Genomic DNA, 24240 nt, shown 5'->3' with positions numbered 1-24240 from the left:
CCATTCAAGGTCTGAAATATTATTTCCCATGATACGCTTTGGGCACTGTGAAGTCAGCGGAGAGGTCAATGCCAACCGTTAATCGTACCGCCATGGTGCGGCACACCCCCCAACAGATGTTCGATTTGGTCAACGATTTCGAACATTACCCCGAGTTTTTGCCCGGGTGCCGCCGTGCCCGCCTGATCGAGCGTGACGAAACGCATCTGATTGGCGAGATGACGCTGGGCCGCGCGGGAGTGGAGCAAACCATCACCACGCGCAATGATCTGTACGCCCCGGAGCGTATCGAGCTTTCGCTGGTAAAGGGCCCGTTCAAGCGGTTAAAGGGCCGCTGGCTCTTCACGCCCATGGGCGAGGGCACCTGCAAGGTTAGCCTGGAAATGGAGTTCGAGTTTGCCAACCGGTTGCTGGGTATGGCGTTTGGCAAGCTGTTCCAGCAAATCGCCGGCCAGTTGGTCGATGCGTTCACCAAGCGCGCAGACGAACTATATGGCCGCTGAGACCTCGAGCGCGCTTTTCTGCGTGGAAGTGGTGTTTGCCACGCCGCAGAAACAGCGCATCGTGAAGGTGGACGTCACGCCCACCACTACCGCCCGGGAAGCCGTCGCAAAGGCCGAACTCCCCGCGCTTTTCCCCGAGCACCCCGCCAATACCTTTGACGAAGCGCCATTGGGCGTTTTTGGGAAAGCGCTGCGCGAGCCAAGCGTGCAAACGCTTTCACCCGGCGATCGCATCGAGGTGTACCGCCCGCTTCAGATCGACCCCAAGGCCGCCCGTCTGGCGCGTGCCAAGCGCCAGACGGGCGGCTAGCCCTTAGTCCAGAATCACGGGCTGCGGGTCAGGCGCGTTCTCCGGGGTCGGTGTGGGCGCGTTCTCGGGCGCTGGCGTCGTCGTTTGCTGGTTCGGCGTCATGATCGGCATTGCTGGGTCGGCGGTTTCGGTCGCCGGCCCTGCGCCCTCACTGCGACTGACCGTCGGTGCGCGCGAAAGATCGCCCTGCTGCTCGACGTTGGCGAGCCGCCCCTGTTCGTCAAAAGTGAGCGTTACGCGGCGCTGCTCGACGCCGGCGTACGCCTTGTCCAACCGGTAGACGTAGTCCCACTCGCGGGAATCGAAGGGCGCCTCTAAAAGCGGGCGTCCCATGACGTAGGTGACCTGCTCCTGGGTCATGCCGGGCTGCAGCTGGCTGACCATTTCCTGGGTCACCAGGTTGCCTTGAGGGATGTCGCGCTTGTAAACGCCAACGTAGCTACAGCCGCTGACGACGGTCAGGGCAACGGAAAGCGTAATGATACGAGTCAATTTTTGCATTTGGGCCTGTTCTTCACTATCGTGGTTTCGGTCGATCATACCCGACCTAACCTGTTACTGCGAAGAGCAACCATGGCCGATCAGAACCATGAACTACGCAAAGCCGGGCTAAAAGTGACCCTGCCGCGTGTCAAGATTCTCCAGATTCTCGAAAATGCTTCGGGCCAACACCACCTTAGCGCAGAAGAAGTGTATAAAACACTGATCGATGCGGGTGAGGATGTGGGCCTGGCGACCGTCTATCGCGTGCTGACTCAGTTCGAGTCGGCGGGTCTTGTGATTCGTCACAATTTCGACGGCGGCCACGCAGTGTTCGAAATGACCCAGGAAGACCACCACGACCATATGGTGTGTCTGGAAAGCGGTGAGATCATCGAGTTCGTCGATGAAATCATCGAGCGTCGTCAGCAAGAGATCGCCGAAGAGCACGGCTTCGAGCTGATCGACCATGCGCTGGTGCTGTACGTACGCCCCAAGGCGTAACGCGCACTCCTTCAAGCGGTTTGATTGAGTCAACGAACCGCAGCGCTCACAAAAGCGCCCCGGCTGCTATCGCAGTCGGGGCGCTTTTGGTTTCGGGCGCGGCAGGCTTTTAGCCGCTAGTGCGTTGGGCGCTGGCTGGCGTTGAGCATCTCCCGGGCGTGGGCCAGGGTTTGCTCGGAGAGTTTTACGCCACCCAGCATGCGTGCCAGCTCGCTCACCCGGCCCTGGTCGTCGAGTAGCGCCATGTGCGTCAGGGTGCTGTCGCGCTTGGCCTGCTTCTCGATATGCAGATGCTGGTGCGCCTGGGCGGCGACCTGGGGCAGGTGGGTGACGGTCATGACCTGGCCTTTTTCGCCCAGTTTGCGCAGCAGTTGACCGACGATTTCCGCCGTAGCGCCGGAAATACCTACGTCCACTTCATCGAAGACCAGGCTTGGGATGGTGGAGTGGCTGGCCGCCACGACCTGGATCGCCAGGCTGATGCGCGAAAGCTCACCGCCGGAGGCCACTTTGGTGAGCGGCTTGGCCGGCTGGCCCGGATTGGCGCTGATCAAGAACTGCACCTGGTCCAGGCCCTCCTGGCTGGGCGTTTCACGTGAGGAAACGGCCACCTCGAAGCGCGCCTTGCCCATGGCCAAAAACGCCAACTGTTGCTGGACTTCCTTGCCGAGTTTGATGGCGGCTTTCTGGCGCGCCTCGGAGAGCGCTTTGGCCTCCAGGCGGTAGCGCTCGCGGTACTCGGCCACCTGGCCGCTTAACGCTTCGATGTCTTCGTCGCTCGCCTCGAGCTGGGCGAATTCCTGGGCAAGCGCTTTGTGAAGCGCACAGAGCTCTTCCGGGGCGATGTGGTGCTTGCGTGCGATGCGGTGAACATCGGTCAGGCGCTCGTCCACCCAAGCCAGGCGCTCCGGGTCAAGCTCTGTGGCGCTGGCGAAGTGGGAGAGCTCGCTGGCGGCTTCCTCTACCTGAATGCGGGCATCTGAGAGCATGGCAAGCGTATTGGCCAGCACGCCCTTGTCGCTGCCGGGAAGCGCCGTCAAGCGCGCGTGGGCCTGATTCAGCAGCGACAGCGCCCCGCCTTCATCGCTTTCGCAACACTCCACGGCAAACTGGGTCTCGCGAATGGCCTCCTCGGCGTGGGCCAGCGTATGCTGCTCCTCTTCCAGGGTTTGCAGCTCCCCCTCACTCAAGTCCAACTGGTCGAGCTCTTCGACCTGGTAGCGCAGTAGCTGACGCTTGGCCTCGACTTCGCTGCCGGCCTCGCTGCGTTTTTTCAGCCGTGCCCGGGCGCTGCGCCACTCCTTGAAGGTTTCGGTCAACGACTGGCGCTTGGGTTTGAGCCCGGCGTAGTCGTCCAGCAGGGCAAGGTGGGTCTCTTCGCGCATCAGCGCTTGATGAGCGTGCTGGCCGTGTACCTGAATGAGCAGTTCGCCCAGCGCTTTGAGATCGGCGATGGTCACCGGCTGGCCGTTGATCCACGCCTTCGAGCGACCGCTGGCGCTGACCACGCGGCGCAAAAGGCACTCTTCCGACGAGAGCTCTCGCGCTTCGAGCCACTCGGCAGCGGCGGGCAGGTGGGTAATGTCGAAACTGGCGGAAAGATCGGTGCGCTCGCAGCCGTGGCGTACGCTCCCGGCCTCGGCGCGTTCGCCCAGGCAAAGCCCCAGGGCGCCAAGCAAGATGGATTTGCCCGCCCCGGTTTCACCGGTGATGGCGGTCATGCCGTCGGTCAAGTCGAGCTCCAGACGGTCAACGATGGCGTAGTCCTGGATCACTAGCTGCGTCAGCATAGGGCCTCCTGGGCAGGGCGCTATAGAAACTGGATGCTTATACAATGATTGTTGTTTTATACAGTAGTCGATAACTCACTTCAATGCCCCTCTTGAGATGACGGCCAGGGCCCCCATATAGCGTGCATACGCATTGATAAACCCTTTGTTTCATCAGGCAGCCGCATTAGGCGCCGCGACCTCATTTAGGAGTACGGCATGGCGAAAGAACCGCAAACCCCCATGGATGACGAGCTGGCCCGCCAGGAGCAGGAGGCCGACGTCACCGAGCAGGCCGACGAAGAGCGCCTGGTCGAGGGTGACCTGGAAGGCGTGCTGGACGACGAGTCGCCGCTGGGCACCGACACTTTGGAGCAGGGCGTGGATAACCCGGAAGCCGAAGTGTTGGCCGCGCGGGTAGAAGAGCTCGAACAGAGTTTGTCCGAGGCCAAGGACCAGTCGCTGCGCGCCTCGGCGGAAGCGCAAAACATTCGTCGCCGCGCTGAAGCCGAAGCGGAAAAAGCGCGCAAGTTCGCGCTCGAGAAGTTCGTGAAAGAGCTTCTGCCGGTGGTCGACAGCCTCGAAAAAGCCCTCGAGAACATGCAAGAAGACGCCACTGACGTACACCGTGAAGGCGTGTCCATGACGCTCAAAATGCAGCTGGACGTGCTGAACAAGTTTGGTGTCGAAAGCGTGGAGCCCCACGGCGAGCCCTTCGACCCCCAGGTGCACGAAGCGATGACCATGGTTCCCAACCCGGAGCTCGAGCCCAACACCGTGATGGACGTGATGCAAAAGGGCTACCTGCTCAACGGTCGTCTGGTTCGCCCGGCGATGGTCGTGGTCAGCAAGAAAGCGGAGTGATCGAGTTAGGGGTTAATACGAAATCCCCCCTTGAAAAGTTCAAGGCGGCCCCCAGATAAAGGCCAACCCGCGGTAGTTACCGCACACCGATTGCTCAACAGCATTTAGTTTTGTCACAACCGAATTCGAGGTTTTTGCTATGGGACGTATTATTGGTATTGACCTGGGCACCACCAACTCTTGTGTGGCGGTTCTCGATGGTGATAGCTCCAAGGTAATTGAAAACGCCGAAGGCGGCCGCACCACGCCGTCCATCATCGCCTACACCGATGACGGCGAAACCCTGGTCGGTCAGGCCGCCAAGCGCCAGGCCGTGACCAACCCGGAAAACACCCTGTACGCCATCAAGCGTCTGATCGGCCGTCGCTTTAAAGACGACGTCGTTCAAAAAGACATCAAGATGGTGCCGTACAAGATCGCCGAAGCCGATAATGGCGACGCGTGGGTCGAAGTAAAAGGCAAGAAAATGGCACCGCCGCAGGTCAGCGCGGAAGTGCTCAAGAAGATGAAGAAAACCGCCGAAGACTACCTCGGCGAAGAAGTGACCGAAGCGGTCATTACCGTACCCGCCTACTTCAACGACAGCCAGCGTCAGGCGACCAAAGACGCCGGTCGCATCGCGGGTCTGGAAGTCAAGCGGATCATCAACGAGCCGACCGCCGCTGCCCTTGCCTACGGCATGGACAAGTCGCGCGGTGACAAGACCATCGCGGTTTACGACCTGGGCGGTGGTACCTTCGATATCTCCATCATCGAAGTGGCCGACGTCGATGGCGAAACCCAGTTCGAAGTGTTGGCCACTAACGGCGACACCTTCCTGGGCGGCGAAGACTTTGACCTTTCGTTGATCAACTATCTGGTCGCGCAGTTCAAGTCCGACAGCGGTATCGACCTTTCCGGCGACAACCTGGCCATGCAGCGCCTGAAAGAAGCCGCCGAAAAAGCTAAGATCGAGCTTTCAAGCGCCCAGCAGACCGACGTGAACCTGCCCTACATCACGGCAGACAACACCGGTCCCAAGCACCTGAACGTCAAAGTGACCCGCGCCAAGCTCGAGTCGCTCGTCGAAGAGTTGGTTCAGCGCTCGCTGGAACCGTGCAAGATGGCGCTGAAGGACTCCGGTCTTTCCGCATCTGAAATCGACGACGTCATCCTCGTCGGTGGTCAAACGCGTATGCCGCTGGTTCAGCAGAAAGCCGCTGAGTTCTTTGGCAAGGAAGCGCGTAAAGACGTCAACCCGGACGAAGCCGTGGCCGTAGGCGCCGCGATTCAAGGCGGTGTACTGGGCGGCGACGTGAAAGACGTCTTGCTGCTCGACGTCACCCCGCTGACGCTGGGTATCGAGACTCTCGGCGGCGTGATGACGCCGCTGATCGAGAAGAACACCACCATCCCGACGAAGAAGACGCAAACCTTCTCCACCGCGGATGACAACCAGACGGCCGTGACCATTCACGCCGTGCAGGGTGAGCGTAAGCAGGTATCGCAGAACAAGTCGCTGGGTCGTTTCGATCTCGCCGACATTCCGCCGGCACCGCGCGGCGTACCGCAAATTGAAGTTGCCTTTGACTTGGACGCCAACGGTATCCTGAACGTCTCCGCGAAAGACAAGGCGACGGGTAAAGAGCAGTCGATCGTCATCAAGGCTTCCAGCGGTCTTTCCGATGAAGAAGTCGAGCAGATGGTGCGCGACGCCGAAGCCCACGCCGACGAAGACAAGAAGTTCGAGGCGCTGGTCCAGCTGCGTAACCAGGCCGACGGCATGATTCACGCCACGCGCAAGACGCTGGAAGAAGCCGGCGACAAGGCGACCGATGAAGAGAAGCAGAACATCGAAACCGCCATTGCCGATCTCGAAGCGGCGGTGAAGACCGACGATCAGGACGATATCCAGAAGAAACTGGATGCCCTGACCGAAGCCTCCGGCCAGCTGGCACAGAAGATGTACGCCGAGCAGGCTGAAGGCGCTCAGGCAGAAGGCGAAGGCGGCGAAGAAACCGCGTCCAAGCCGGAAGACGACGTGGTTGACGCCGAGTACGAAGAAGTCAACGACGAGCAGAAGAAGCAGTAATTTCTCTTTCTGCCAAGGTTAGCAGTGACGCGGGAGCCCTCTCCCGCGTTGCTGTTTCCGCGGCCAGGACGTTTATCGTGACCTGTACCGTCAAGTGCATACCTAACCAGGAGGCGTAGGACCCATGTCCAAGCGCGATTATTATGAAGTCCTGGGTGTTGAAAAAGGGGCCGATCAGAAAGAGATCAAAAAGGCCTATCGCCGCCTGGCGCAAAAATTCCACCCTGACCGTAACCCGGATGACGAAACCGCCGCAGAGAGATTCCGCGACGTATCCGATGCCTACGAAGTGCTCAGCGACGAGCAAAAGCGCGCTGCTTATGACCAGTTCGGCCACGCCGGTGTAGACGGCCAGGGCGGCGGTTATGGTGGTGGCGGCTTCGGCGGCGGCGGTGGCGCCGGGGACTTCAGCGACATCTTCGGCGACGTGTTCGGCGATATCTTTGGTGGGGGCGGCGGTCGTCGTCGTGGCCCGAACGCCCCGGCCCGCGGCTCGGATCTACGCTACAACCTGGAGCTGGATCTGGAAAACGCTGTCGCCGGTACCACGGTCGACATTCGCGTACCGCGCCACATCAACTGTGACCGCTGCGACGGTGAAGGTGCCGAGCCCGGTACCAGCAAGGACACCTGCCCGACCTGTCAGGGCATGGGCCAGGTACGCATGCAGCAGGGCTTTTTCGCCGTGCAGCAAACCTGCCCGACCTGTCACGGCTCCGGCATGCAGATCAAGGTGCCGTGCCACAAGTGTAATAGTGAAGGCCGCGTACGCGAGACCCGTACGCTGTCCGTGAAGATTCCGCCTGGCGTGGATACCGGCGACCGTATTCGCCTGAATAGCGAAGGCGAAAGCGGCGTGAACGGCGGCCCGGCCGGCGATCTTTACGTGCAGGTCGCGATCAAGTCGCACCCGATCTTCCAGCGCGACGGCAAGCACCTGCAGTGCGACGTGCCGATCAACTTCGTCGATGCGTCCCTGGGGGGCGAACTCGAAGTGCCGACGCTCGATGGCCGCGTGAAGCTCAAGATCCCGCCGGAAACCCAAACCGGGCGGCTCTTCCGCCTACGCGGTAAGGGCGTCAAACCGGTTCGCGGCGGCGCGCCGGGCGATCTGCTCTGCAAGGTAGTGATCGAGACTCCGGTGAATTTGAACGAAGAGCAGAAAGGTCTGCTGCGTCAGCTCCAGGAGAGCTTCGACGGCAGCAACAGCCACAGCCACTCGCCGAAGAAAACCGGCTTCTTCGACAGCGTGAAGAAGTTCTTCGAAGAGATGAAGCCGTAAGCTGAAGGCCTCGGCGTTGGTCGGGTGCTCCATGGAGTACCTGGCGCGCCTTTAGCGTACAAAGTCCCCGGTGCCTGGCGCCGGGGACTTTTTTGTAGAAAAAAGCGAGTCGACCATGACCGGAATCGAAGACCGCCCAGGGCTGGGCATTTTCTTGCGCGTGCTGTCCGGGGTGATGTTCACCGGCATGCTGGTGTGCATCAAGGCGGTGAGCGAGACGGTCCCGGTGGGCCAGTCCATCTTCTTTCGCTCGCTGTTCGCGCTGATCCCCATCGTCATCTTTTTGATGATCCGCCGGGAATTCCCCACGGCGCTGGCCACCCGGCGCCCGCTCGGGCATCTGCTGCGCTCCGGGCTTGGGGCGGCGGCGATGTTTTGCTCGTTTTCGGCCGTCGCTTTTCTGCCGGTGGCCGAGGCGACGCTTTTGGTGCAGCTGGCGCCGATCTTCATGGCGGTGGGCGGCGTGCTGCTGCTCGGCGAAAAATTTTCGTTCTACCGCGGCGGGGCCATCGTGCTGGCGCTGGCCGGTATGGCGGTGCTGGTGGTGCCCCAACTGAGCGGGGCCGGAAGTGACGGCCGGCTGTTGGGCTACGCGCTCGGCACCGTGGGTGCGCTTTTGACCGCGGGCGCTCTGCTGACCATCCGGCATATCTCGCGTACCGAAACCGCCGGGTCGATCGCGTTTTATTTCATCGTGGTGTCGTCGCTGGCGGGGCTTGCCACGTTCCCGTTGGGCTGGGCAGAGCTTACCGGCACCGAGTTTGCCCTGCTGGTGCTTTCCGGGCTGTTTGGCGGGGCGGGGCATATCGCCATGACGCTGGCGTTTCGCTATGCCGAAGTGTCGCGGCTGGCGCCGTTCGAGTACGTGGCGCTGGTCTGGCCGATTGCTGCGGACTGGGTGCTGTTCGCCATCCCCATCTCGAGTGGCTTCATCATGGCGCTGCCCCTGATGCTGGCCGGCGTCGCGCTGGCCTCCCTCGAAGGCCGCCGCTCTAAACGGCCTCTTCGACGATAAGCTGAGGGTGGCCCTTCGAGCAGGGCTCGATGCGCGCCGCCACTTTGTAGACCTGGCGCAAGAGATCCGGCGTGATGACCTCTTGAGTGGGGCCGCAGGCGATCAATCGGCCGTACTCCAGTACCATCGAAGCATCGGTGAAGCGCAGTGCGTGGCCCAAATCGTGCAGCGCGACCAGAATCAGCATGCCGCGCTCGTCGGCCAGCCGGCGCAGTACGCTCAGCAGGTTGATCTGGCGGTTCAAGTCCAGCGCCGAGGTGGGCTCGTCGAGCATGAGGATGTCCGGCTCCTGCACCAGCGCCTGGGCGGCACTGACCAGCTGGCGCTGGCCGCCGCTCAAATCGCCGATGTCGCGCTCGCCAAGGGCGGCAATGTTCAACTCACCAAGCGCCCGGTCGACCTGGGCAAGATCCTCCGGCTGTACCTTTAGGCTTCGCCCCTGCATGCGTGCCAACAGCACCGACTCATAAACACTGAGCACCGCCTTCGCACCGGTGTCCTGGGGCATGTAGGCCACCGGGCGTTCGGACTGCGTATTGCCGATGACCACTGCGCCCTGGCCCTGCACCAGGCCCAGGATGCGGCGAAAAAGCGTCGATTTACCCGCCGCGTTGGGCCCCAATAGCGCCACCACCTGGCCGCCGTGAAAGGTGGGGGTCGTGACGTCATCGACGATGGTGCGACGTCCGTAACGCGCCGATACGTGATTGAGCGTGAGCGTTACCATGAGGCCTTCTTGTGGTTTAACACGAGAAACAGAAAGAACGGAATGCCGACTAATGACGTGACGATGCCGATGGGAATGATCGTGCCGGGAATGATCAGTTTGGAGATCACCGAGCCCACCGACAAAATCAACGCGCCGCAAAGCGCCGAGCCCGGCAGGAAAAAGCGCTGATCCTCGCCCACCAGCATGCGGGCGATGTGCGGGCCCACCAGGCCGATAAAGCCGATGGTGCCCACGAACGCCACCGCCACCGCAGAGAGCAGCGAGACCAGCACCAGTACTTCCAGGCGCAGCGCGCGCGGCTTGACGCCCATGCTCTCGGCCTTGGCGTCGCCCAGGCGCATGGCGGTCAGCGCCCAGCCATGGCGGGCGAGTAGCGGCAGGATCGCCCCCAGAATGCCCAGCGCGATCCAGAACTTGGGCCAGGTCGCCTTGGTCAGACTCCCCATGGTCCAGAACACGACCGCGGTCACCGCCTCCTGGCTTGCGAAAAACTGGATCAGCGACATCAGTGAATTGAAGATGAACACCATGGCGATGCCCAGCAGCACGATGGTCTCCACCGTAACGCCGCGCTTTAAGCTCAGCGCGTGGATCAAGAACGCCGTGAACATGGCCATGATGAAGGCGTTGAGCGGCACCACGAACTCGATGGAGGCGGCGGGGATGATCGCGACACCAAACGCAAGGCCCAGGGCAGCGCCGAAGCTCGCCCCGGCGGAGATGCCCAGAGTGAAGGGGCTGGCCAGTGGGTTGCTCAAAATGGTCTGCATCTGCGCGCCGGCCACCGACAGACTCGCGCCGACCACCAGCGCCATCAGCGCCACCGGCATGCGCATCTCCCAAAGGATCACGCGGATCTGATCGCTGACGCTTTTTGGGGTGAGCAGTGCCGCGATGACTTCGCCGAGGCTATAGCGGGCCGGGCCAAGCGATAAATCGACGCATAGGCTGAAAAACAGGGCCACGACCAGCGCGACGAGAATCAGCTGGCGGCGTAGCACCTGGGTTTTATAGTGGCTGCGCCCCTGGCTTGCCGGGACGCTCAGGGTGGTATCACTGGCCATCGAGGGAGATCCAGTAGCCGGGTTCATAGTCGATCGGCAAGAAGCGCTCGTGAAGCTCGCGCATCGTGGCCTCCGGGTCCAGGTCTTCGAAAAGATCCGGGTGTAGCCACTTGGCGAGCTGCTGAATGGCGACGAAGTAGTAGGGGCTGTTGTAGAACTGATGCCAGATCGCGTGGACGTTGCCATCCTCGACGGCTTGAACGCCGGTCATCGCCGTGCGGTGGGTGAGTCCTTCGAGTTTGGCTCGCGCCGTGTCCATGTCCGCGCCCGGGCCCATGCCGACCCAGTCGCCGCCGGGAACGTAGGCGTCCCAGTTGCCGCCGGTCACGACGATGTGCTCCGGGCTTGCGGCGACGATCAGCTCCGGGTTGAGCGTACCGAAACTGCCCGGGATGATGCCCTCGGCAATATTCGCGCCCCCGGCAAGGGTGACGTACTCGCCGAAGTTACCGGGGCCAAAGCTCATGCAGCACTCATCGGAGTAGCCGCCGGCCCGGTCGATGAACACGCTCGGCCGCTCGGGGTCGGCCTCGTCGATCACGTTGGTGACACGGGCCAGCTGCGCCTCGGCGAAGTCGATGAATTCCTCTGCCGCTTCTTCATCGTCCATGATCTGGCCCATCAGGCGGATCGAGGGGATCGTGTGGGCAATCGGGTCTTCACGAAAATCGACGTAGACGATGGGAATGCCGAGCTGGCCGAGCTTATCGTCGTAGGCGGCGTCCTCGGTCGCCGCCTTGGCTTCCAGGTTCATGAACACCACGTCCGGGGTTAATGAAGCGGCCTGCTCGACGTCGAAGGTGCCGTCCTTGAAACCGCCGAAGGTGGGTAGCTCGTCAATCGCCGGAAAGCGCTCGGCGTAGCGCGCGTAGTTATCCGGATCGGCCTGGGAGAAATCTTCGCGCCAACCCACCACGTGGGTGAACGGTGCTTCGGGCTCGAGCAGACCCAACAGGTAGATCTGGCGGCCTTCACCGAGTATGACCCGTTCGGCGGGAGCATCGAAATGCACCTCGCGCCCGGTAATATCCACCACGTCGATACCGTCGGCCATGGCAGCCGTGCAGCTCAGGGCGGCCGCGCCGGCCAGGGCTTTTAGGTGTGAGCTCATAAATTTTCCCGCCGAGTCTGCCCATAAAAAGGCTGAAGATAAAAAGTCATCATGGTGTCTATAAAGAGTCGGGCCGTTCAACGGGGCCAGGCGCCCTGAGACAACTGTGTATGATTCGCATTTACATGGGGTATTATCGAGAAATACCGCATAGCTGTCGAGCGGTTAGCGCCAAACTGTTCCAATTATTCAAACACTGCGTTGCGTAAGCGTTCAACGCAGCGTTTGTCAGTTTTCAACGCCGATCTTAAGCTACATCGATCGTTTCTTATGAAAGGAGAGTGTCATGCCGATATCCCGTGCTGAAATTGCCACCGAATCCGGTGAACGCTTGATCAACCGTTTGTGTAAGCACTGGTCGCACAAGCTCGAGGTCGAGTACACCGCTCAGGATGCCAAAATCGTCTTTCCTGAAGGCGGCACCTGCCTGATGCACGCCGAGGCCGATAAGCTCGCGGTCTCGATCGAAACCCTCGATGAGGCAACGCTGGATAAACTCGAAGGCGTCGTCCAGAACCACCTGGAGCGCATGGCCAAAGACGAGACGCTGGAGATCGTCTGGGAAAACTAGCCAGGCCGCCCGCCGGCCGTGATGGCCGGCGGGCTCTGGTATACTCCCGCGGATGAATGAATAAAAGGCGCCGTCTGGCGCCTTTCAGGCGATTGCACCCAGGAGATTGTATGACACGAGTGGCCATCGTAGGCGTAGCGGGGCGCATGGGCCGCACGCTGGTAAGCGCGCTAAATCAGGATGAGAACGCAACACTGGCCGGCGGTATCGTCGAGCCGGGAAGCTCGCTCGTCGGTGCCGATATCGGCGAGCTGGCGGGTACGGGCAAGTGCGGCGTGACCGCGGTCGACTCACTCAACGCCATCGTCGACGACTTCGACGTGCTGATCGACTTCACCGCCCCGCAAGTAACGCTTTCGAATCTGGCCTTCTGCGCCGAGCACGGCAAGGCCATCGTGATCGGTACCACCGGCATGAACGATGACGAGCTCGCCGCCCTCGATAGCTACCGCGATAACGTCGCCATGGTGTTCGCGCCCAACATGAGCGTCGGTGTGAACCTGACCCTCAAGCTTCTGGAAACCGCGGCCAGGGCGCTGGGCGATGAAGGTTACGATATCGAGATCGTCGAAGCCCACCACCGCCACAAGATCGATGCCCCCTCCGGTACCGCGGTCAAGATGGGCGAGGTCATCGCCAAAAGTCTGGATCGCACGCTGAAAGAGCACGGCGTGTTCGAGCGCGTGGGCCAGTGCGGGCCGCGCACCGATACCGAGATCGGCTTTGCCACGGTGCGCGCCGGCGATATCGTCGGTGAGCACACGGTGATGTTCGCCACCGAAGGCGAGCGCATCGAGATCACCCACAAGGCATCGAGTCGCATGACGTTTGCCAAGGGCGCGGTGCGCGCGGCGCGCTGGGTCGCGGAGCAACGAAGCGGGCGTTTCGATATGCAGGACGTGCTCGGGCTGGGTGAGGCTTGAGCTGGATTTGTAGCCAAAAGGCTGGTCTGGTTGTCTGAAATGCTGTAACATTCCAAAAATTTTGGCCGGGTGGTGGCATGTGAGTAGAAAGTAAACGGCGAACGCTGCGCTTGTTGCACTGGCTTTATTGAAAAATTGCCCAACGCCGTACGCTAAACCATGGCCACCTGCCACGGAAGAACAACAAGCGGGATGAAACCGATTTTTTCTTTATCGGCTTCGTCCCGCTTTTTTACGACCCGACGTTTGCACGCAAACGCCGACACCGGATCGCCGAGCCTGCGCCCCCAGGCGCCTAACAGCATGGGAGAAGTTGTCTTGAATAACCCCGCATTGAGCAAACCTGCGATATTGGCCCTGGAAGATGGCAGCGTGTTTCACGGAGTTGCCATCGGCGCCGAAGGCGTCACGAGCGGGGAGGTGGTGTTCAATACGGCCATGACCGGCTACCAGGAAATTCTCACCGACCCCTCCTACACCCGCCAGATCGTTACACTCACCTACCCGCATATCGGCAACACCGGCATTAACCCGGAAGACGTGGAGTCCGCCTCCATTGCCGCCGCCGGTCTGGTGATTCGCGATCTCCCCCTGATGGCCAGCAGCTTTCGCAGCCAGCAGAGCCTTTCCGAGTATCTGGAAAGTCAAAACGTGCTGGGCATCGCCGATATCGACACCCGCCGCCTGACGCGCCTTTTGCGCGACAAGGGCGCGCAGAACGGGGCGATTCTAGCGGGTCGTGATGCCGAGGGCGACGACGCCGTCGAGCGGGCGCTGGCGGCGGCCCGCGCCTTTCCCGGGCTCAAGGGTATGGATCTGGCCAAGGAGGTCTCCTGCAAGCAGGCCTATGAGTGGAGCGAAGGCGAGTGGAGCCTGGGCGCGGGCTACGCCGATACTTCGACCTTTGATCGGCCTTACCACGTGGTGGCGTATGACTACGGGGTGAAATTCAACATCCTGCGTATGCTGGCCGCTCGCGGCTGCCGCTTGACCGTGGTGCCCGCTCAAACCCCAGCCGCAGAGGTTCTGGCGATGAATCCGGACGGCGTATTTCTGGCCAACGGCCCCGGCGACCCGGAGCCCTGCGACTACGCGATCACCGCGATTGGCGAGATTCTCGAAACCGATACGCCGGTGTTCGGTATCTGCCTGGGCCACCAGCTTTTAGCGCTGGCCTCCGGGGCGAAGACCGTCAAAATGAATCACGGCCACCACGGCGCCAACCACCCGGTGCAGGATCTCGACTCTGGCACGGTGATGATCACGAGCCAGAACCACGGCTTCGCCGCCGACGAAACCACGCTGCCAGGTAATTTGCGCGCCACGCACCGCTCGCTTTTCGACGGCACACTGCAGGGCATCGAGCGCACCGACCGCCCGGCGTTCAGCTTTCAGGGACATCCGGAAGCGAGCCCCGGTCCGAAGGACGTATCGCCGCTGTTTGATCGCTTTATCGACCTGATGCAGGCGCGTCGCTGATCCGTTTGCCAAGCCCTATCGAGCTCATCGTCACTTTTTTGCGGGAACCGTTATGCCCAAGCGTACCGACATCAAGACTATTCTCATCATTGGCGCTGGCCCCATCGTCATCGGCCAGGCCTGCGAATTCGACTACTCCGGCGCCCAGGCGTGTAAAGCGCTGCGCGAGGAGGGCTACCGGGTGGTGCTGGTCAACTCCAACCCGGCCACCATCATGACCGACCCGGTCATGGCCGATGCCACCTACATCGAGCCGATCACCTGGCAGGCCGTCGAGAAAATCATCGAGGCGGAAAAGCCCGACGCGATCCTGCCCACCATGGGCGGGCAAACCGCGCTCAACTGCGCCCTCGACCTTGAAAAGCACGGCGTGCTCGACAAGCACGGCGTCGAGATGATCGGCGCCAACGCCGACGCCATCAACATGGCCGAGGACCGTGATCTCTTCGACCAGGCCATGAAGCGCATTGGCCTCGAGTGCCCGAAGGCGAAGGTCGCCCACGCCATGGATGAAGCCTGGGAGATTCAAGCGGAGCTTGGCTTTCCAACCATCATCCGGCCTTCCTACACCATGGGCGGCTCCGGCGGTGGCGTGGCGTACAACAAGGAAGAGTTCGAGGAGATCTGCACCCGCGGTTTCGAGCTTTCCAACAATCACGAGCTTTTGATCGACGAGTCGCTGCTGGGTTGGAAAGAGTACGAAATGGAGGTCGTGCGCGATAAAAACGATAACTGCATTATCGTGTGCGCCATCGAGAACTTCGACCCTATGGGCGTGCACACCGGCGACTCGATCACCGTGGCCCCGGCGCAGACGCTGACGGATAAAGAGTACCAGATCATGCGCGACGCAAGCCTTGCGGTGCTGCGCGAGATCGGGGTGGAAACCGGTGGCTCCAACGTTCAGTTCGGCATGGACCCGCAAACCGGGCGCCTGGTGGTCATCGAGATGAATCCACGGGTCTCGCGCTCCTCGGCGCTTGCCTCGAAAGCCACCGGCTTTCCGATCGCCAAGATCGCCGCGAAGCTCGCGGTGGGTTACACCCTGGACGAGCTGCAAAACGATATTACCGGCGGGGCGACCCCGGCGTCTTTCGAGCCGTCCATCGACTACGTCGTCACCAAGATTCCGCGCTTCACCTTCGAGAAATTCCCCCAGGCCAACGACCGCCTCACCACCCAGATGAAGTCGGTAGGCGAGGTAATGGCGATTGGCCGTACCTTCCAGGAGTCGCTGCAAAAAGCGCTGCGCGGTATGGAAACCGGCAACGACGGCCTCGATCCGATCATCACCGACTTTAGTGATGAGGCGATGGCGCAGATCAAGGGCGAGCTGCAGGCCGCCGGCGCCGAGCGCATCTTCTTTGTGGCCGACGCCATGCGCGCCGGTATGAGCGTCGAAGAGGTCTTCGCGCTGACCAACATCGACCGCTGGTTTTTGGTGCAGCTCGAAGACCTGATTCTTTCTGAGGCCTCTGTGGCCAAGCGCGCGCTGGGCGACTTCTCGGCCCGCGAGCTCTACCAGCTCAAGCGCAAGGGCTTTGCTGACGCGCGCCTGGCCAAACTGCTCGGCGTCAGCGAAAAGGAATTCCGCCAAACCCGCCAGGCCGCGGGTATTCGCCCGGTTTACAAGCGTGTCGATACCTGTGCGGCGGAGTTCGCCTCGAGCACCGCCTATATGTACTCCACCTATGAAGAGGAGTGCGAGGCCGACGTTTCCGATCGCCAGAAGATCATGGTGCTCGGCGGTGGCCCGAACCGGATCGGCCAAGGCATCGAGTTCGACTACTGCTGCGTTCACGCCGCACTCGCGATGCGCGACGACGGCTATGAGACCATCATGGTCAACTGCAACCCGGAAACCGTCTCCACCGACTATGACACCTCGGATCGGCTCTACTTCGAGCCGGTGACGCTGGAAGACGTGCTCGAAATCGCCGATAAAGAGAAGCCGGCGGGCGTGATCGTCCAGTTCGGCGGCCAGACCCCGCTGAAGCTCGCCCGGGAGCTCGAAGCCGCCGGCGTGCCGATCATCGGCACCACCCCGGATGCCATCGATCGCGCCGAAGACCGCGAGCGCTTCCAGCACATGATCGAGAAACTCGGTCTCAAGCAGCCGCCCAACGCCACCGCGCGCAGCTTCGACGAGGCCTTCGCCAAGGCCGAGGCGATCGGCTACCCCTTGGTCGTGCGCCCCAGCTACGTGCTCGGCGGGCGCGCCATGGAGATCGTCTACGACGCGTCTGAACTCGAAAACTACATGACCAATGCGGTGAAGGTCTCCAACGACTCGCCGGTGCTGCTGGATCACTTCTTGAGCGCCGCGGTCGAGGTCGATATCGACGCGGTGTCCGATGGCGACGCCGTGGTGATCGGCGGCATCATGCAGCACGTCGAGCAGGCCGGGGTGCACTCCGGCGACTCCGCCTGCGCGCTGCCGCCGTACTCGCTGCCCGCGGACGTGCAGGACGAGATGCGCGACCAGGTCAAGCGCATGGCGGTGGAGCTGGGTGTGAAGGGGCTGATGAACGTGCAGCTCGCCTGGCAGGACAATGAGATCTACGTGATCGAAGTCAACCCGCGCGCCTCGCGTACCGTGCCGTTCGTCTCCAAGTGCATCGGCACCTCGCTTGCCCAGATCGCCGCGCGCTGCATGGCGGGTCAAACCCTGGCAAGCCAGGGTTTCGAGCGCGAAATCGTGCCGCATTTTTATAGCGTGAAAGAAGCGGTCTTCCCGTTCAACAAGTTCCAGGGGGTCGATCCGATCCTTTCGCCGGAGATGAAGTCCACCGGCGAAGTGATGGGCTCCGGCGACACCTTCGCTGAGGCATTTTTCAAGGCGCAGCTGGGCGCCGGGGAGGCCATTCCGGCCCTCGATGGTCCGCGCAAGGCCTTCTTGTCGGTGCGCGAGCCGGACAAAGAGGGGATTATCGAAGTAGGCCGTTCTCTGCTAACATTGGGCTTCACGTTATGTGCCACGCGCGGAACGGCCGCTGCACTCGAAGCGGCCGGGCTCACAGTCGAGCACGTCAATAAAGTTTACGAAGGTCGCCCCCATATCGTCGATTCGCTCAAGAACGACGAGATCGCCTACATTGTGAACACTACCGAAGGTCGTCAGGCTATCAACGACTCTTCGATCATTCGCCGTACTGCTCTCGCGCGCAAGGTGCCCTATGCGACCACCCTGGCGGGCGCTAATGCCGTTTGCATGGCGCTCGAGTACGGTCGGGAGATTACGGTGCGGCGCCTTCAGGATCTGCATGCAGGAGCAAGTCAATGAACAAGGTCCCGATGACGGTAGCGGGCGAAAAAAGTCTTCGCGAAGAGCTCAACCACCTGAAGGGCGAAGCGCGCCCTGAGGTGATTGCCGCGATCGCCGAGGCGCGCGAGCACGGCGATCTCAAGGAGAACGCCGAGTATCACGCGGCCCGCGAACAGCAGGGATTTATCGAAGGACGCATTCAAGAGATTGAAAGCAAGCTCTCCGGCGCCCAGGTGATCGATGTCACCAAGTTGCCCAAAACCGGCAAGGTGATCTTTGGTGTGACCGTGGCGCTTTTGAATCTGGATAGCGACGCCCAGGTCACCTACCGTATCGTCGGTGAAGACGAAGCGGATATTAAATCCGGGCGCATCTCGGTCACATCTCCCATCGCCCGCGCGCTGATTGGCAAGGAAGAGGGCGACATCGTGGTGGTCAAGACCCCCGGTGGCGATGTCGAATACGAAATCGAAAGCGTCGAGCACATCTAAACCTAGCGTTTGATGGCACAAAAAAGGCCCGGGCAGTGATGCCCGGGCCTTTTTCATGGCGCTTCTCGATAGCGCTTTAGCGCGTGCTCAGTGGCGGCCGTGATGGTTCTCGAAGCGGCTGACGTTGGAAAGTTTGGGGTTGGCGCTTGGGTTTCGGCGGTAAAAAAGCGCCATCTTGCCAATGGTTTGGACAAGCTCCGCGCCACTTTCATTGACGAGCTCCTGCACCATGGCCGCGCGATCGTCGCGCTCGGGGAGGGCCAGCTTCACCTTGATCAGCTCGTGATCGCGCAGTGCGCGGTCGAACTCGGCGAGCAGATTCTCGGAGATGCCGTTTTCAGAGACCGTCACGACTGGGTTCAGGTGATGGCCAATGCTGCGAAATGCTTTCTTTTGTGCCTGTGACAAGCTCATGGTATCTTGCGGTATCCCGGTTTGCGCTTAACGCTCCATCTTACGGTGAAACGCCGTCAAGTGAAAGCAGTCCACCCGGCACTTTCGCACATTCACCCCCATACGCTAGATGTAGACGCCTCATGCAGCAAAAGCCAGCAGGTCCCAAACGCTCCGCCAGCAAGACCAGCGCCAACTGGATGAAAGAGCATTTTGACGATCAGTACGTCAAGCAGAGCTGGCAGGACGGCTACCGCTCGCGCGCAAGCTACAAGCTTTTAGAGCTCGATGAAAAAGACAAGCTCTTTCGCCCGAACATGACGGTGATCGACCTGGGCGCCGCCCCCGGTGGCTGGAGCCAGGTGGCCGCCGATAAAGTCGGCATGGACGGTGTCGTCGTCGCCTCGGACATTCTGGAAATGGACGCGCTGGCCGGCGTTGACTTCATCCAGGGCGATTTCACCGAAGAGAGTGTGCTGAACGCCATTCTCGAGCGGCTGGGAAATCGCCGCGTCGACCTTGTGATGTCGGACATGGCCCCCAATATGAGTGGCATGGCCGCCATCGACCAGCCCCAGGCGATGTATCTTGTCGAACTGGCCCTGGAGCTTGCCCGGGAAACGCTCTCCAAAGGCGGCACCTTTCTGGCCAAGGTGTTTCAGGGCGAAGGGTTCGACGCTTATTTGAAGGAGTTGAGAGGCGACTTCGACCGCGTAGTGACGCGCAAGCCCGGCGCTTCGCGGGCCCGCTCTCGGGAGGTCTATTTTCTAGCCCAGGGGTTTCGCGGCCGCTAATTCACGCCGCGAAGAAAACGATCATGGCGATTGCCGCGAAGGCAATCGCACTGCGTGTCATACGGGCCGTAAGGCCCGTATGGCATACATGGCCCAAAGTCAAACGTGCTTTGGCAATGGTTGAACGTAGTGCTCTAGTGTAAGGTCTGAGTATCGACGGTTAACTGACGGATTCTTGTAATGAGGGTAGCCCCTTGAACGATATGGCGAAGAACCTGATTCTGTGGTTGGTCATTGCGGCCGTGCTACTGACAGTGTTCAACAATTTCAGTACGGAAAGCGCACCCCAGTCCACTAACTACTCCCAGTTCGTGCATCAGGTGCAAAATCAACAGGTTCGCAGTGTCACCATCGATGGCTACACCATTCAGGGTGAGCGCACCGACGGGTCGCAGTTCCAGACCATCCGGCCGGCGGCGGAAGACCCGAAGCTGATGGATGACCTGCTGAGCAACGACGTCACCGTGGTCGGCAAGGAGCCGGAGCAGCAGAGCATCTGGATGCGCCTGCTGATCGCCAGTTTCCCGATTCTGCTTATCCTTGCCATCTTCATGTTCTTCATGCGCCAGATGCAGGGCGGCGCCGGTGGCGGCAAGGGTGGCCCGATGAGCTTTGGTAAATCCAAGGCCAAGCTGCTCTCCCAGGATCAAATCAAGACCACCTTCGCCGATGTCGCCGGCTGCGACGAAGCCAAGGAAGAGGTCGAAGAGCTGGTCGACTTTTTGCGCGACCCGACCAAGTTCCAGCGCCTGGGCGGTACGATTCCCCGCGGCGTGTTGATGGTAGGCCCGCCGGGTACCGGTAAAACGCTGCTGGCGAAGTCCATTGCCGGCGAAGCGAAAGTGCCGTTCTTCTCGATTTCCGGCTCTGACTTCGTCGAGATGTTCGTCGGTGTGGGCGCATCCCGTGTGCGCGACATGTTCGAGCAGGCCAAGAAACAGGCACCCTGCATCATCTTCATCGATGAGATCGACGCCGTGGGCCGCTCGCGCGGTGCTGGCATGGGCGGTGGTAACGACGAGCGCGAACAGACCCTCAACCAGCTGCTGGTCGAGATGGATGGTTTCGAAGCCAACGAAGGCATCATCGTGATCGCCGCGACCAACCGTCCGGACGTTCTCGACCCGGCGCTTTTGCGCCCGGGCCGTTTCGACCGTCAGGTCACCGTGGGCCTGCCCGATATTCGCGGCCGCGAGCATATTCTGGGCGTTCACCTGCGCAAGGTGCCGCTGGCCGAGGACGTCAAGCCGGTCTTCATCGCCCGCGGTACCCCCGGTTTCTCCGGTGCCGATCTTGCCAACCTGGTCAACGAAGCCGCGCTCTTTGCCGCGCGTCGCAACAAGCGCCTGGTGGGTATGGACGAGCTGGAGATGGCCAAGGACAAGATCATGATGGGCGCCGAGCGCAAATCCATGGTCATGACCGACAAAGAGAAGCTCAACACGGCGTATCACGAATCCGGTCACGCGATCATCGGTTTGGTGATGCCCGAGCACGACCCGGTCTACAAGGTGACGATCATCCCGCGGGGCCGGGCGCTGGGTGTCACCATGTTCCTGCCGGAAGAGGATCGTTACAGCCTCTCGCGTCAGCAGATTCTCAGCCAGATCTGTTCGCTGTTCGGCGGGCGTATCGCCGAAGAGATGACGCTAGGCGCCAACGGCGTGACCACTGGTGCCTCCAACGACATCAAGCGGGCCACCGAACTTGCCCACAACATGGTCGCCAAGTGGGGCTTGTCCGATGAGATGGGCCCGATCATGTACGACGAGGACGAATCGCACCAGTTCCTCGGCGGCCCGGGGCAGAGCGGCGGCAAACTGAAGTCCGGCGAAACCACCACGCGTCTGGACAAGGAAGTGCGCAAGATCATCGACGACTGCTACGAGCAGGCGCGCCAGATCCTGCACGATAACCGCGACAAGCTCGACGCCATGACCGAAGCGCTGATGAAGTACGAAACCATCGACGCGAGTCAGCTCAAGGACATCATGGAAGGCAAGGACCCGCGCCCGCCGGAAGGCTGGGATGACGGCGACTCCTCCGGCGGCGGTACGCCGGCGGGTGGCGAGCCGCAGCCCAAAGCGGATGAGCCGGACCATGGCGATGCCAATGACGATGGCGAAGAGGACGACGACGAACCTCGCCGCCGCCCCTCCGACCCGCTTGGCGGTCCGGCCGGGCCCTGAGCCTAACGCTGGGGTCGTCATGCTCGCCCCGCTTCTAAAGCGCCCCACCTCGGGGCGCTTTTTTTTGGTATGCTAGGCGCCATCAAGCCGCCCCGTTTTCTATCTATCAGGCTGTTCATGAAACCAACGCTCGATCCACACCAGGCCCCCAGCCACGTCACTCAGTTGCAGTGCGGTCGTCATCGGCTGGATCTCTCCTTTCCTCGGGTCATGGGGATATTGAACGTCACCCCGGACTCTTTCTCCGACGGCGGCCGCCACGTCTCGCTCGACGACGCGCTGCGCCGCGCCGAGCAGATGCTGGCCGAGGGCGCGGCGGTGATCGACGTCGGCGGGGAGTCCACGCGCCCCGGCGCCGACGCCGTTCCCGAACAGCAGGAGCTCGACCGCGTCGGCCCGGTCGTCGAGGCGCTAGTGCGCGAACTCGACGCGCTGGTCTCCGTCGATACCAGTAGCGCTTTGGTGATGCGCGAGTCCGCCGCCCTCGGTGCCGGTATGATCAACGATGTACGTTCTCTCGAGCGCGACGGCGCCTTGGCCGCCGCCGCCAGTAGCGGGCTGCCTGCTTGTTTGATGCACCGCCAGGGCGAGCCCCAGGATATGCAGCATTCGCCGGCCTACGACGAGCCCATCGAGCAGGCGGTCGCCGATTACCTGACAAGGCGCATCGCGGCCTGCGAAGCGGCCGGGTTCAAGCGCGATCAGCTGCTGCTCGATCCGGGGTTCGGGTTTGGCAAAACCGTTGAGCACAACCTGCGTCTTTTGAATCAAATGCGCGCGCTCGAGGCGCTGAACCTGCCGCTGTTGGTAGGCATGTCGCGTAAAAGCATGATCGGCAAGGTGCTCGGTCGGCCGGTCGAGGAGCGTCTGCCTGGCGGGCTTGCACTGTCGGCCATGGCGGTCGAACGCGGCGCCAAAATACTACGTGTGCATGATGTCGGCGCGACGGCGGATGCCGTTACCATGGCCTGGGCGGTCCTCCAGGAAAGCTGCGAGCCGCCGGTCCACAAGGAACTCTTCTCATGACACGACGCTATTTCGGAACCGATGGTATTCGCGGCACGGTCGGCGAGACGCCGATCACCGCCGACTTCATGCTCAAACTCGGCTGGGCGGCAGGGCAGGTGTTGCGCCGCTCGAACGGGCGCACGCGGGTGTTGATCGGCAAGGACACGCGCATCTCTGGCTACATGTTCGAGTCGGCGCTGGAGGCGGGGCTCTCCGCCGCCGGGGTCGATGTCTCGCTGCTCGGCCCGATGCCCACGCCGGGCATCGCCTACCTGACCCGCACCTTCCGCGCCGATGCAGGCATCGTCATCTCCGCCTCGCACAATCCGTTCGAGGATAACGGCATCAAGTTCTTTTCCGCCGAGGGCAAAAAGCTTCCCGACGAAGTCGAGGACCGCATCGAGGCGATGCTGGACGCGCCGCTTTGCACCGCCGAGGCCGGGCAGCTTGGCAAGGCCGCGCGCATCGACGACGCCGCGGGGCGCTACATCGAATTCTGTAAATCGACGCTGCCCGACCGACTGAGCCTGCACGGCCTGAGCGTGGTGCTCGACTGCGCCCACGGCGCGACCTACCACATTGCGCCGAGCGTATTTCGCGAGCTGGGCGCCGAGGTCAGCGTGATCGGCGCCACGCCTAACGGGCTCAATATCAATCACGAAGTGGGCTCGACCCATCCGGCGGCGCTGCGTGCGGCGGTGATTCAGCAGGGCGCTGATTTAGGCGTGGCCTTCGACGGCGACGGCGACCGGGTGCTGTTGGTCGATGCCGACGGCCGGGAAGTCGACGGCGACGACATCCTTTATCTCATCGCCCGGGACCGCCATGAGCGCGGTCTTTTGCAGGGCGGCGTGGTCGGTACGCTGATGAGCAACTTCGGCCTGGCCAAGGCGCTGGAAGCGCTAGGCATTCCCTTCGAGCGCGTCAAGGTCGGCGACCGCTTCGTGATGGAGAAGATGGCGGCCAACGGTTGGGAGTTGGGCGGCGAGTCCTCGGGTCATATCGTATGTGGCCATGCGCAGACGACCGGCGACGGTATCGTCTCGGCGCTTCAGGTGCTGGCGCTGATGATGCGCGAGCAAAAAACGCTCGCTGCGCTGTTAAAGGCCTTCGAGAAGGTGCCCCAGGCGCTGGTCAACGTCCGCCTGCCCGCCGGTACCCATGCCAAAGACGTCATGGACGCTCCGGTACTCAATGAAGCGGTCGGCGAGCTCGAAGCAAAGCTCGGCGACCAGGGGCGAGTGCTACTGCGCCCCTCGGGTACCGAGCCGCTGATTCGTGTAATGGTCGAAGGCCGCGCGCACCTGGACGTTCAGGCGCTGGCCGAAACCCTTGCAAAGCGGGTCGAAGCACTACTGACCTAAGCCTGGCCCGCGTTCGGCCCAAATGTGGGCAGCGGTTGTCTTGACAAGGCCGCTCCTATA

22 protein-coding genes are annotated in these 24240 nt (G+C 61.7%); 16 read left to right on the top strand and 6 right to left on the bottom strand.

Features of this window, described 5'->3' with window-relative positions; genetic code table 11:
* Positions 1-68 precede the first annotated feature (68 nt).
* Together ACWHXT_RS15650 and ACWHXT_RS15645 are read left to right on the top strand one after the other, a co-directional pair.
* A complete protein-coding gene (locus tag ACWHXT_RS15650; protein ID WP_447530103.1) occupies positions 69-503 on the top strand; it encodes a type II toxin-antitoxin system RatA family toxin in 435 nt (144 codons plus the stop codon).
* Positions 493-813, top strand: a complete 321-nt coding sequence (locus tag ACWHXT_RS15645) for an RnfH family protein (protein WP_447956488.1) — start codon at positions 493-495, stop codon at positions 811-813. The genes ACWHXT_RS15650 and ACWHXT_RS15645 overlap by 11 nt, the downstream gene beginning before the upstream one ends.
* A 3-nt stretch (positions 814-816) precedes the next feature.
* On the opposite strand, the gene ACWHXT_RS15640 is transcribed toward ACWHXT_RS15645, so the two are convergent.
* Entirely contained in the window at positions 817-1314 is a 498-nt protein-coding gene (locus ACWHXT_RS15640; RefSeq protein WP_447956487.1) for an outer membrane protein assembly factor BamE, read from the bottom strand.
* 72 nt (positions 1315-1386) lie between these two features.
* Between ACWHXT_RS15640 and fur the strand changes: the two genes are divergently transcribed.
* Positions 1387-1797 (top strand): ferric iron uptake transcriptional regulator, encoded by a 411-nt coding sequence (gene fur / locus ACWHXT_RS15635; RefSeq protein WP_394583316.1) that lies wholly within the window; start codon positions 1387-1389, stop codon positions 1795-1797.
* Positions 1798-1913: 116 nt separating this feature from the next.
* Here the strand turns inward: fur and recN are convergent, their stop codons facing one another.
* Entirely contained in the window at positions 1914-3587 is a 1674-nt protein-coding gene (gene recN / locus ACWHXT_RS15630; RefSeq protein ID WP_447956486.1) for a DNA repair protein RecN, read from the bottom strand.
* Positions 3588-3785: 198 nt separating this feature from the next.
* Here recN and grpE point away from each other — a divergent pair, with 198 nt between their 5' ends.
* From grpE to ACWHXT_RS15610, 4 genes are all read left to right on the top strand, one after another.
* Complete coding sequence (gene grpE, locus ACWHXT_RS15625) at positions 3786-4430, top strand: nucleotide exchange factor GrpE (protein ID WP_447530098.1); 645 nt, start codon at positions 3786-3788, stop codon at positions 4428-4430.
* Between the two features lie 139 nt (positions 4431-4569).
* Positions 4570-6501 carry a molecular chaperone DnaK gene (gene dnaK, locus ACWHXT_RS15620; RefSeq protein ID WP_447927205.1) on the top strand — a complete coding sequence of 644 codons (1932 nt, stop codon included), beginning with the start codon at positions 4570-4572 and terminating at the stop codon, positions 6499-6501.
* A gap of 124 nt (positions 6502-6625) precedes the next feature.
* Positions 6626-7783, top strand: a complete 1158-nt coding sequence (dnaJ, locus tag ACWHXT_RS15615) for a molecular chaperone DnaJ (RefSeq protein WP_447530096.1) — start codon at positions 6626-6628, stop codon at positions 7781-7783.
* A 115-nt stretch (positions 7784-7898) separates the two neighbouring features.
* Complete coding sequence (locus tag ACWHXT_RS15610; RefSeq protein WP_447956485.1) at positions 7899-8798, top strand: DMT family transporter; 900 nt, start codon at positions 7899-7901, stop codon at positions 8796-8798.
* Here the strand turns inward: ACWHXT_RS15610 and ACWHXT_RS15605 are convergent.
* Genes ACWHXT_RS15605 through ACWHXT_RS15595 form a run of 3 tightly spaced genes read right to left on the bottom strand, consistent with a single transcriptional unit; the run spans position 8776 to position 11703 of the window.
* The gene (locus ACWHXT_RS15605; RefSeq protein ID WP_447956484.1) at positions 8776-9525 is read right to left on the bottom strand and encodes an ABC transporter ATP-binding protein; all 750 of its coding nucleotides are present in this window, start codon (positions 9523-9525) and stop codon (positions 8776-8778) included. The genes ACWHXT_RS15610 and ACWHXT_RS15605 overlap by 23 nt on opposite strands.
* On the bottom strand, positions 9519-10592 hold the full coding sequence (locus ACWHXT_RS15600) for a FecCD family ABC transporter permease (protein WP_447956483.1): 1074 nt from the start codon (positions 10590-10592) through the stop codon (positions 9519-9521). The genes ACWHXT_RS15605 and ACWHXT_RS15600 overlap by 7 nt, the downstream gene beginning before the upstream one ends.
* The gene (locus tag ACWHXT_RS15595) at positions 10582-11703 is read right to left on the bottom strand and encodes an ABC transporter substrate-binding protein (RefSeq protein ID WP_447956482.1); all 1122 of its coding nucleotides are present in this window, start codon (positions 11701-11703) and stop codon (positions 10582-10584) included. Before ACWHXT_RS15595 ends, ACWHXT_RS15600 begins: the two co-directional genes overlap by 11 nt.
* A gap of 286 nt (positions 11704-11989) precedes the next feature.
* Between ACWHXT_RS15595 and ACWHXT_RS15590 the strand changes: the two genes are divergently transcribed.
* From ACWHXT_RS15590 to greA, 5 genes are all read left to right on the top strand, one after another.
* Entirely contained in the window at positions 11990-12274 is a 285-nt protein-coding gene (locus tag ACWHXT_RS15590; RefSeq protein ID WP_447894470.1) for a DUF2218 domain-containing protein, read from the top strand.
* A gap of 110 nt (positions 12275-12384) precedes the next feature.
* The gene (dapB, locus tag ACWHXT_RS15585) at positions 12385-13197 is read left to right on the top strand and encodes a 4-hydroxy-tetrahydrodipicolinate reductase (RefSeq protein ID WP_447927199.1); all 813 of its coding nucleotides are present in this window, start codon (positions 12385-12387) and stop codon (positions 13195-13197) included.
* A gap of 333 nt (positions 13198-13530) precedes the next feature.
* The gene (gene carA, locus ACWHXT_RS15580; RefSeq protein ID WP_447958056.1) at positions 13531-14676 is read left to right on the top strand and encodes a glutamine-hydrolyzing carbamoyl-phosphate synthase small subunit; all 1146 of its coding nucleotides are present in this window, start codon (positions 13531-13533) and stop codon (positions 14674-14676) included.
* A 52-nt stretch (positions 14677-14728) separates the two neighbouring features.
* Positions 14729-17959 (top strand): carbamoyl-phosphate synthase large subunit, encoded by a 3231-nt coding sequence (gene carB / locus ACWHXT_RS15575; protein WP_447956481.1) that lies wholly within the window; start codon positions 14729-14731, stop codon positions 17957-17959.
* Positions 17956-18432, top strand: a complete 477-nt coding sequence (greA, locus tag ACWHXT_RS15570; RefSeq protein ID WP_447530088.1) for a transcription elongation factor GreA — start codon at positions 17956-17958, stop codon at positions 18430-18432. Before carB ends, greA begins: the two co-directional genes overlap by 4 nt.
* 87 nt (positions 18433-18519) lie before the next feature.
* On the opposite strand, the gene yhbY is transcribed toward greA, so the two are convergent.
* Positions 18520-18846 carry a ribosome assembly RNA-binding protein YhbY gene (gene yhbY, locus ACWHXT_RS15565; RefSeq protein WP_447530087.1) on the bottom strand — a complete coding sequence of 109 codons (327 nt, stop codon included), beginning with the start codon at positions 18844-18846 and terminating at the stop codon, positions 18520-18522.
* A gap of 122 nt (positions 18847-18968) precedes the next feature.
* Here yhbY and rlmE point away from each other — a divergent pair, with 122 nt between their 5' ends.
* The 4 genes from rlmE to glmM all read left to right on the top strand — a co-directional run bounded on the left by rlmE (position 18969) and on the right by glmM (position 24180).
* A complete protein-coding gene (gene rlmE / locus ACWHXT_RS15560) occupies positions 18969-19619 on the top strand; it encodes a 23S rRNA (uridine(2552)-2'-O)-methyltransferase RlmE (RefSeq protein ID WP_447927196.1) in 651 nt (216 codons plus the stop codon).
* Between the two features lie 194 nt (positions 19620-19813).
* Positions 19814-21808, top strand: a complete 1995-nt coding sequence (gene ftsH, locus ACWHXT_RS15555; RefSeq protein WP_447927195.1) for an ATP-dependent zinc metalloprotease FtsH — start codon at positions 19814-19816, stop codon at positions 21806-21808.
* Positions 21809-21925: 117 nt separating this feature from the next.
* Positions 21926-22834: a dihydropteroate synthase gene (gene folP, locus ACWHXT_RS15550; RefSeq protein WP_447927194.1), complete on the top strand. Its 909-nt coding sequence runs from the start codon at positions 21926-21928 to the stop codon at positions 22832-22834.
* Complete coding sequence (glmM, locus tag ACWHXT_RS15545) at positions 22831-24180, top strand: phosphoglucosamine mutase (protein ID WP_447956480.1); 1350 nt, start codon at positions 22831-22833, stop codon at positions 24178-24180. Before folP ends, glmM begins: the two co-directional genes overlap by 4 nt.
* Positions 24181-24240 lie beyond the last annotated feature (60 nt).

The sequence above is a fragment of the Vreelandella halophytica genome (assembly GCF_968193635.1).
The sequence above is the reverse complement of the archived record's forward strand: the minus strand, read 5'-3'. Positions and strand labels throughout refer to the sequence as shown.